Raw genomic sequence first — 9,697 nt, 5'->3', positions numbered from 1 at the left:
TGAAAGCGGACGGCTTCGCCGACTCAACGTCTCGGCGGATCGACGCGCTGAGCCTGGCGATTCTCCCGGCTTCATTCCGCCGCATATATCTGAGCGGTCAGGATGTGTTACAAAGCGCGAATACTTCATCAAGGGCCGGGCCGCTTCGCGCCCCCGCCGACGCGTGCCACACCGCTATCAATCAACCCCGTCGAAGTCTTGGCGATCGTTACCGCCGTGCCGCCGCCTACCCTTGGACTCGTGCTGATCGTTGCGTGGGACCCGGACAGACCCAGACACGCGTTCCCGTCGATGACGTGGCTCGCTGCGCTCATTGGCTCCTGTCGGCGCTGGTTCGTCAGAGTCGAGCCCTAGGCTTGGGCCGTGGGCACGGCACTCGAAGCAGCACACGGCCTGTTGGATCGCGTGGAACAGCGTCGCCAGGCGGTCTCAGCGCGTCTCGATAACAAGGCGCGCGCGCAGATGGGGCAGTTCTTCACTCCCGCACCGACTGCCGCGTTCATCGCCGATCAACTCGACCTATCCCGACGCCGCGTCCTGCGGGTACTCGATCCCGGCGCCGGTGTTGGTTCCTTGACCTGCGCATTAGTCTCGCGCGTGCTGCGCGAGCAGCCAGACGTGGAAGTCCAGGTCACCGCGTGCGAGGCGGATCCCCTGTTATGCGCGCCGCTGCGCGAGACGCTTGAGGAGTGCGCCACGTCGGCAGGCGCCGTAGGCGGGCGCGTTGATTACGAGCTGCGAGAGGGCGACTTCATCGCGTGGGCGGCCGAGGCGGCGGCTTTCGGGGGTGCCGATCTCTTCGATGTAGTGATCATGAATCCGCCGTACCGCAAGCTCGGTCGAGCCACGGCCGAGCGGAGCCTGGTAGCGGCTGCCGCCACGGACGTGTCGAATCTGTACGCTGCGTTCCTCGCGCTCGCGGTGCAGCTGTTGGCCGACGATGGCCAGCTGGTGGCGATCACCCCGCGCAGCTTCACCAATGGCCCGTACTTCAAGAATTTCCGGCGCTTCTTCCTCGATCGAATGGAGCTGGAGCGCCTGCACGTCTATCACTCGCGCACCAGCGTGTTCGCCGACACTGACGTGCTGCAAGAGAACGTCATCTTCACCGCTCGGCGCACCGATGCCCCCCGCCGCCCACCCGTCATGATCTCAGTGAGCAACGGGCATGGCGACGAACCGGCGAGTCGCCTGGTGCCCTTTGAACAAGTGGTTCATCCCCGGGACGCCGAGCGGTTCTGGCACATCGACCTCGACGACGACGCCGACGCTCTCGCCGAGTTGTCCACCGAGCTGCCCGCTAGCCTCGCCGATCTTGGCCTGTCTGTCTCCACCGGGCGCGTGGTCGACTTCCGCGCCGCAGAGCACCTGCACCCCGAACCGTGCCCCGGAGATGTACCGCTGATCTATCCACTCCACATGCGTGACGGGCGGATCTCCTGGCCGGTACCGGGAGCGCGCAAGTGCAACGCGATCGCGTTGAATCCCGACACCTCGAAGCTCACGTTCCCCACGGGTTACTATCCGGTCGTCAAACGGCTCTCCTCGAAAGAGGAACGCCGCCGTGTGGTTGCCGCGCTCTTCGATCCTGAGGACACCGCGTGCGAGGCGATCGGATTCGAGAACCACGTCAACGTCGTGCACGCTGACGGGTGCGGACTGAATCCCGAACTGGCGCGAGGGATGACCCTGTGGCTTAACTCCACGGTCCTAGATCTGCTCGTGCGCCGTTTCAGCGGCCACACCCAGGTCAACGCCACGGACCTGCGCAACCTGCGTTACCCTGCCGTGAGCGAGCTGACTGCGCTTGGCTCGGACTGGACCCAGGGGCCACTACCATCTCAGGACAAGATCGACGCATTGATCACTACGCACGTGTCGGCGTGCTCGAATACGCTGGGCGGCCGTGACTGACACCCCCTCGTCCGGGACCGGCCGGGCCGCGCGCCAACGTAGGATCGCCGAAGCCCGCGAACTGCTGGGCCATCTGGACTTTGACGCCGAACGGTGCAACGAGCGCTCCGCCCAAGTCCTGCTCGCGCTGTCCGCACTGCGCGCCGATGAGCCGTGGTCCGAGGCAAGGGCAGCACTGTCGCGCACGTTAGAGATCATCGCGTGGATACGCGATGAGTACGGCACTGACTACAAGCCCAATACCCGCGAGACAATCCGCCGTCAGACGCTGCACCAGTTCGTCGAGGCCGGGCTGGTCGCGTACAACCCGGATGATCCGCGACGTCCGGTGAACTCCCCTCGCGCGTGCTACCAGTTGGAACCTGCCGCGCTGGACCTCGTGCGGGCGTACCAGAGCGCATACTTTGAGGCACGGTTGTTGTCGTATCGTCAAGATCTGCCCAGCTTGCGCGACATGCGCGCTGCCGAGCGCCGCCTACACCGCATCCCGGTCACTCTGCTTGACGGCAGCCAGGTCACCCTCAGCCCCGGTGGTCAGAACGTTCTGATCCGGCAAGCCGTCGAGGAGTTCTGCCCCCGCTTCACCCCGGGCGGCGTGATCCTCTATCTCGGTGATGCTGACGACAAGTGGAGCGTGTTCGAGCGACAGCGGCTCGAACAACTCGGCGTGCACGTCGACTCACACGGCAAGATGCCGGACATCATCGTCCATCTGCCCGATCGTGGCTGGCTCGTGCTGGTGGAAGCTGCCTCCTCCCACGGCCCGGTCGACGGCAAACGACACACCGAGCTGAAGCAGCTGTTCAAGGACTCACAGGCCGGACTGGTGTTCATCTCCTGCCTGCCGTCACGAGCAGAGCTGCGCAAGTACCTCAAGGACATTGCTTGGGAAACGGACGTATGGTGCGCCGACAACTCCAGCCATCTCATCCACTTCAACGGAGACCGCTTCCTTGGCCCGCATCCCACCGACCACGAAGACGACTAACCGTCATCAGGCGACTGTTTCGCTCCTAGCGGAGCACGCCCGCGCCGAACGTGAGGCGCTTGCCACGGCCTCGGTCACCGTCCGAGTGCGTCCCCGGCCGCCGGCCCCTGGCCAAGTTGCGCGCCCAGCGCCGGCCGCCTCGTTCTCGTTGAACGCGGCCGGACGTCGGTCGGGCCTGACACGCACCTAACGGTCGAATTCGCCGTCCTTCACACCGCCGATGAACGCCAGCCACTCCGGGCCGGTGAACACGAGCTTCGGCCCGTCGGGGTCCTTTGAATCGCGCACTGCCACGCCGCCGTCCGGCAGATCGGCGACCTCCACACAGGCCCCGCCTTGGCCGCCGCTGCGAGTCGACTTCCGCCATGTCAAGTTGGCGAGATTGGGGTTCTGGCTCATGGCCCCTCCATCAGCGCCTCGATCTTGGCTGCCGAGGCCTCGGGCGACAACGCGGCAGCTCGTGCCAGATCGTATCTGAGACGACACCGCTTGACCTCTTCTGGCAGGTTGACGAGCTGGCCGCTGCCGTAACCTTCGATGTACACAACATCGGGACCCTCACTGAATCCCAGCATGATCATGGCTCCATCGGAGCAGGCATGCGCACCGGCCTCGAATGGCAGCACTTGCAGCACGATGCGCTGCGCTCGCATGAGGTCGGCAAGGCGCCTCAGCTGCCCGCGCATGATCTCTCGGCCGCCGACCGGCCGATGCAGAACGGCTTCATCCAGAATGGTCCACAACACAGGCGATGTTGGATCGTCAAGCACCCGCTGTCGCTCCATGCGAGCGGACACCTGCTGCTCAACGCTGTCCGACCAACAAGCTTGAATCAGAGCACGAGCGTAATCCTCAGTCTGGAGCAGACCAGGAACATTCTGCGGTTCGAACCACTGAATGCTTGTCGCCGCGGCTTCCAACTCAACGTACCCACGGAACCAACTCGGGAAGCTGCCGCGGTTGACCAGGGGCCACAATCGACTGAGCGCCCCTTCCGTCCCTAGCGCTGCGTCGCAGAGCTCTGCGAATTCTCGCGACGGAGTGCGCTTGGCCGTCTCAATCAAGCCCACCAGCGCACCTGTGTAGTTGACGATCTCCCCGAGCCGTTCCTGGCTCAGCCCCGCGGCGATGCGATAACGACGCAATTCGCTGCCGAAGTACGCCAGCACCGAGGAGGAAGGGTCAAGATCGAGCGGTGCAGCCATGGGCCTGATCGCCTCCGGTTCTACAACCCCGCCTGTAGGGCCTGGACCTATCGCTCTGCGTAGTTCCTCGGCTGCAAGCTTAGGTCACCCGTCACCATCGCAGGTGGTGATCCCAATGTCCACGCACAATCCGTCAGGCCCCTTCGTCAGCGCACTGCGCTTCGCCGCCGTGCCCACCGCTGTCAGCTGTGCCCGCGCGTTCGTCCGGCAGACACTGCACACCTGGCAGCGTCCGGAAGCCGCAGAAGTGGCAGCCCTGATTACCTCGGAGCTGGTGACCAACGCCGTCAAGGCCACCGGCACGACCGACCCCCACCCCACCTACGCCGCACTCGCCACCGTGCCGGTCATCCGTGTCCGGCTCGTCTTGCGCAGCACCGGTCTCATCATCGGAGTCTGGGACGCCAGCACTCAGACACCCGTGCTCCAGTCGCAGCACCCGGATGCCGAGCACGGCCGGGGACTGCGCATCGTGCACGCCGAAAGCGAACGCTGGGGCACCACCTACCTCGCCGAGAACGGCGGAAAGATCGTCTGGGCCGAAATCGCACTGCGCAGGCCGGAAGCGCTGTCCGCCGTAAGGCTGCGACCGACACAGCCACCACAGCCGACGAACCGCATCCCGACCGCGCCCGCTCTCGCGTAGCCCGTGGACGCGCCCGACTCATGCCGACTGCCAGGCCGAGGCCCGCCGCGCCCTCGTTCCGCTCAGCGACCTGGCCGTACCTACTGACCTGGGATAGAAAGCCCCTTCCTCGTGACCACTGCCTGTGTACCACGCCAGCCCAACGAGGCTTTGCGCGCCGTGCGCCAGTCCATGAACCTCAGCCAAAGCGAGTTCGCCGCCCTCATCCGACAGGCCGGGAAAGAACTGCGCGAACCCAACGGCTGCACCAAACGCGTTGTACAGAACTGGGAGTCCGGCAGAAATGCCTCCTGCCGCCCCAACTACCGGCGCGCACTGCAAGCCGCCACCGGCACGCCGTACAACCGCCTCGGATTCCGCGACACCTCGACCCAACCACCAGCCGGCTCCCAGCAATCGAGCAACACCGCGCCAGGCAACCCGAGCAACCACTTCCGCTACGCCTCAACCACACCCACCGAGGCCACCGAGGAAACGGTCATGCTCGCACAGAACACCATCGCCCGACTCTTCGACGCCGACCAACAAACCCCCGCCCGCGACCTGCTGCCTACTGTCGCCCGCTACCTCGACGACATCGCAACTCTGCTACGCAGCACCCACGACATGACACTGCGCCGACGCCGTATCTCCGGCGGCGGACAGGCCGCCGCTCTGGAACGCGCTCCGGTGGCACGGCCAGCCGTCCACGGCTCACCGAGCGAGCGCACAGAGACAACCAGGCAGTTGCCGCCTCGGAGATGAGCGGCGCGGCCGTTCCGCTGGTGGCCGCCGGTAGGTGGGTGGTCGGGTGGGTCGGTCGGGTGCATCTCCTCAGCGGCCCCGGAGGGTGCCAGCCGACGAACGTCCCTGCCAAGACGGGAAGGCGTGTCTTGCCAGGGACGCCCGCCGCCCGGCAGGTCGCAGACTGCCGCTGAGGAGATGCACCCGACTTCCGCCCCAGCCTTGGGCGCGGCCCCGGCAGGCAGCACACTTACGGAAACAGGATGCTGGCACGATCTCTGACCTGCGGCAGAATGTGTTTAGAGGGAGTGCCCACCGAGCCAGTAGTCGTACATGCGGGCCGGGTGCGGCCGGCCGGCCGCGGGGTGTTCGGCCGGATGACGCATCTTCGCACGCACGGCCGTGCCGGGGCGTGGCGCGGGCGGCGTCGGGGGCGATTCGGCGGGGCCTGGCGACCGGTAGCCTGTGCGGGCGGCGGCCGTGCGGCCGGCGCGTGCCAGCCGACGATGGGGGAGGGGACCGTGACCGACCGGTTCGATACCGCCGCGATCCGCAGCCGGGTGCTCGACGCCTGGGCGGCCGCCCCGGTGCGCTTCCGGGAGGATGCGAACCTGGAGGAGGACCTGGTGGTGGGCGCCTACCGGGACCGGGTCGTGATCGAGCTGGCGCAGAACGCGGCCGACGCCGCGACGCGCGCCGGGCGGGCCGGCCGGTTGCGCCTGAGCCTGCGGCGCCCGCCCGCGGGGCCGGCCGAACTGGTCGCGGCGAACACGGGCAGTGCGCTGGACGCGGCGGGTGTGGTGGGCCTGGCCACGCTGCGTGCGTCCTCCAAGCGCGACGAATGGGACGGCGGCGGTGCGGCGGGCGACCCGGTCGGCGGCGCCGGTGGCACGGTCGGGCGTTTCGGCGTCGGGTTCGCCGCGGTGCTCGCGGTCAGCGACGAACCGGTGGTGCTCTCCCGGCAGGGTTCGGTGCGTTTCTCGGCCGCGCACGCGCGCGCCGCCGTCGAGGACGTGGCCGTGCGCAGTCCTGAGCTGGGGCGTGAACTGCGGCGCCGTGAAGGGCGCATCCCGGTGCTGCGTCTTCCGTTCCCCGCCGAGGGCGTGCCGCCGGAGGGGTACGACACCGCGGTGGTGTTGCCGCTGCGCGACAGTGCCGCCGAGCAGTTGGCGCGGCGGCTGCTGGGTGAGATCGACGACGCGCTGCTGCTGGCGTTGCCGCGGCTGGCCGAGATCGTCGTCGAGGACGGCGATACGACGCGGACGCTGACCTCGCGCAGCGGCGGCGAGCACGAGTGGGTGGTCACGGACGGGTCGCGCACGACCCGGTGGCGGCTCTCGCGGGCGCACGGGGCGCTCGACCCGCTGTTGTTGGCCAACCGCCCGGTCGAGGAGCGCGCCCGACCGTACTGGTCGGTGACCTGGGCCGTGCCGCTGGACGCCGAGGCGGACGCGGGCGGGGCCGGTGCGCGGGAGGCGGTGTTCCCCGGCGGGGGGTTCGAAGCGGCGGCCGCGGCTGCTGTTGCTGCGGCGGCTGAGCCGCTGCGGCCGCGCACGGCGCCGGTCGTGCACGCCCCGACGCCGACCGACGAGCCGCTGGGGCTGCCGGCGCTGTTGATCGGTTCCTTCCCGCTGGATCCGACCCGCCGCCACGTCGCGCCCGGTGATCTGGCGGATTTCCTGCTCGATCAGGCCGCGGCGGCGTATGCGCAGCTGGTGGCGCAGTGGCCGCGGCGCGATCCGGGTCTGCTGCGCCTGGTTCCCGGTCCGGTCGCCGAGGGCGCGTTGGACGGCGCGCTGCGTGAGCGCATCGTCCGGCTGCTGCCGCGCACCGCGTGCCTGCCCGCGGCGGACGGGGGGCGTGAGCCGCTGCGCCCGCAGGACGCGGCCGTGATCGTGCCCTGCGATGAGGCGCTGGTCGCGGCGGTTGCCGACGTGGTGCCAGGTCTGTTGCCGGCCGGCTGGGAACGCGACACCGTCGCGCTGGGGGCGCTGCGGGTGCGGCGGCTGGAGTTGTCGGCGCTGGTGGAGATCCTGGCCGCGTTGCGGCGGGAGCCGTCGTGGTGGGGGCGGCTTTACGCGGCGCTCGAGGGTGTCGCCGGGTACGATCCGGGCGCCCGGGAGGCGCTGGGCGCGCTGCCGGTGCCGCTGGCCGACGGGCGCATGGTGCGCGGCGCGGCCGGCGCGCTGCTGTTCGGCGGCGGCCCGGGCGCCGCGGCGTTCGGCGGCGGCGGGTTGGAGCAGTTGCGGTGGGACGCGCTGCGGCCGCTCGGGCTGCGGGTGGTGCACCCGGCCGCGCTGGGCCCGGGGGCGTACGGGCTGCTGGAACGGCTCGGCGCGCGCCCGGCCCAGCCGCGTGCCGTGCTGGCTGATCCGGCGGTGCGCGGCGCGCTGGCGGCCGCGCGCGACCGGCTTCCGCAGGCCGATCCGCAGGAGGGTGAGGATCCGGCCGCGCTGGCGGAGGCGGTGCTGGCCCTGGTGCGGGCTGCCGCTCCGCGCCCGGGTGAGCGGTTCGGCCTGGGTGACCTGCTGCTGCCCGATGAGCGGGGCGTGTACACGCCGGCGCGCGAGCTGCTGCTGCCCGGTTCCCCGCTGGCCGGGGTCGTGGAACCGGGGGCGTTCGGCTGCGTCGACGCGCAGTGGGTGCGCCGGTGGGGTGGCGAGACGCTGCGCGCGGTCGGTGTGCTCGACACGTTCACGGTGGTGCGGGCCGCCGATGTGCTGTTCGATCCGGACGGTATCGATGCCGCGCCCGGGGGCGAGGGCTCGTTGTTCGAGCTCGACGGGTTCGAGCAGTGGCTCGATCAGGTGCGCGAGCTGCTGCCGGCGGGGGCGCGCGACGCGCCGCCGGTGACCCCGGAGCTGGTCGCGGTGCGCGATCTGGATCTGGTGGCGCGCGAGCGTTGGCCGGCCGCGCTGGATCTGCTGGCCGGGCCGGGTCTGCGTGCGGCGGTGACCGAGCCGATGAGGGTGCTCACCGGTGACGGGCGCTCGCTGCGCCTGCCGTCGTACACCTCGTGGTGGCTTGGCCGTCATCCGGTCCTGGACGGGCGTTGCCCGGCGGATCTGGCCATCGGCGGCGGGTTGCTCAGCGGGCTCTACGAGCAGATCCCGGGGCCTGGGGACGACCCGCAGGACCGGAAGCAGTACCCTGATGCTTCGCGTCTGCCGCGGGAGATGCTGGAGGGGTTGGGCGTGCGCGCGGGCCTGGGTGCGCTGCTGGATTCGCCGGGCGGTGCGGACGAGTTGCTCGGGCGCCTGGCCGATGCGCGCTTCGAGGTCGGCGCGCGGCAGCTGGTGGAGCTGTACGACGCTCTGGCGCAGGTGCCGCAGGAGCGGGTCGATCCGCCGCGGGTGCTGCGCGCGCTGGTCGACGGGCGCCCGCAGCTGGTGGACGCGGCCGATGTCGCGGTCGTCGAGGCCCCGGATCTGCTTGCGCTGCTGGAGGGCGTGCCCTGTCTTGCGGTGGCGGCGCGCAACGCCGAGCGGCTCGCCGACCTGCTCGATGTGAGCCTGGCCGGTGAGCTGGTGCAGGGCCGGGTCACCTCCGAGGGGGAGTGCCAGCCGGTGCCGGGCGTCGTGCTCGAGCTGCTGCCCGGGGCGCCGGAGAGCTATTTCGAGCACGAGGAGCTGATCCTGGACGGTGAGGTGGAGAGCGATTGGCGGGTGGTCGACGGGCAGGTGCACGCTTCCACGTTCGACGGTCTGGCGCGGGCGCTGGCGTGGGCGGCCGGGCGCTGGGAGCGCAGGCATCTGATCGCGGCGGTGCTGGCCGAGCCGGAGCGGGCCGGTCAGTTGGCCGCGGAGACCTACTTCGAGTAGCCGCCCGGGTGCGTGCCGGCTGAAGGGGGTGCGCGGGCGCTGTTCCGGGATTCGGGCTGCGGTGTGCGGTGTGCGGTGTGCGGTGTGCGGTGTGCGGTGTGCGGTAGCGCCGGAGAGTGTCTTCGTGTATTGATTTATTGCGCTGCCGGTGTACGGGCCGGTAGTCCGCGGTGCCGGTGTACGGGGCAGCGGTTCCGTGCGGATGTCGGCGAGCGGCAGGTGGCAGCGCCGCGGTGGGCCGGCTGCGGGTCGGACGCGCGGCTGGTGGTTTCCGGCGGCGGTGACCGCGTCGATCCGGGTCCTGATGCGCCGGGATCCGGCGGGGATGCTCCGCGGGCGGGGGTCGCGCCGCGCGGCGCGCGGCGCGCGGCGGTGGCGGGGTGGCGGGCAGGTTTCACCG

At 69.9% G+C, this 9,697-nt stretch carries 7 protein-coding genes; 5 read left to right on the top strand and 2 right to left on the bottom strand.

The annotated features are described in order from the left end of the window. Positions 1–363: 363 nt before the first annotated feature. Entirely contained in the window at positions 364–1,914 is a 1,551-nt protein-coding gene (locus KGA66_RS26285; protein WP_211471783.1) for an Eco57I restriction-modification methylase domain-containing protein, read from the top strand. Further along, positions 1,907–2,902: a BsuBI/PstI family type II restriction endonuclease gene (locus KGA66_RS31885; protein WP_211471781.1), complete on the top strand. Its 996-nt coding sequence runs from the start codon at positions 1,907–1,909 to the stop codon at positions 2,900–2,902. Before KGA66_RS26285 ends, KGA66_RS31885 begins: the two co-directional genes overlap by 8 nt. A gap of 186 nt (positions 2,903–3,088) precedes the next feature. Here KGA66_RS31885 and KGA66_RS26275 read toward each other — a convergent pair whose 3' ends face one another. Further along, positions 3,089–3,301, bottom strand: a complete 213-nt coding sequence (locus KGA66_RS26275; protein ID WP_211471780.1) for a DUF397 domain-containing protein — start codon at positions 3,299–3,301, stop codon at positions 3,089–3,091. Next, positions 3,298–4,107, bottom strand: a complete 810-nt coding sequence (locus KGA66_RS26270; RefSeq protein ID WP_211471778.1) for a helix-turn-helix domain-containing protein — start codon at positions 4,105–4,107, stop codon at positions 3,298–3,300. The genes KGA66_RS26275 and KGA66_RS26270 overlap by 4 nt, the downstream gene beginning before the upstream one ends. 115 nt (positions 4,108–4,222) lie before the next feature. Between KGA66_RS26270 and KGA66_RS26265 the strand changes: the two genes are divergently transcribed. The 3 genes from KGA66_RS26265 (at position 4,223) to KGA66_RS26255 (ending at position 9,297) form a co-directional block, all read left to right on the top strand. Continuing rightward, positions 4,223–4,753: an ATP-binding protein gene (locus KGA66_RS26265; RefSeq protein WP_211471776.1), complete on the top strand. Its 531-nt coding sequence runs from the start codon at positions 4,223–4,225 to the stop codon at positions 4,751–4,753. 159 nt (positions 4,754–4,912) lie between these two features. Further along, positions 4,913–5,497 (top strand): helix-turn-helix domain-containing protein, encoded by a 585-nt coding sequence (locus KGA66_RS26260; protein ID WP_211471774.1) that lies wholly within the window; start codon positions 4,913–4,915, stop codon positions 5,495–5,497. 500 nt (positions 5,498–5,997) lie between these two features. After that, on the top strand, positions 5,998–9,297 hold the full coding sequence (locus KGA66_RS26255) for a sacsin N-terminal ATP-binding-like domain-containing protein (protein ID WP_211471772.1): 3,300 nt from the start codon (positions 5,998–6,000) through the stop codon (positions 9,295–9,297). Positions 9,298–9,697 lie beyond the last annotated feature (400 nt).

Origin of the sequence: Actinocrinis puniceicyclus (genome assembly GCF_018283645.1) — a bacterium.
GTDB classification, from domain to species: Bacteria; Actinomycetota; Actinomycetes; order Streptomycetales; family Catenulisporaceae; genus Actinocrinis; species Actinocrinis puniceicyclus.
This window is presented reverse-complemented; position numbering and strand designations above follow the sequence as displayed.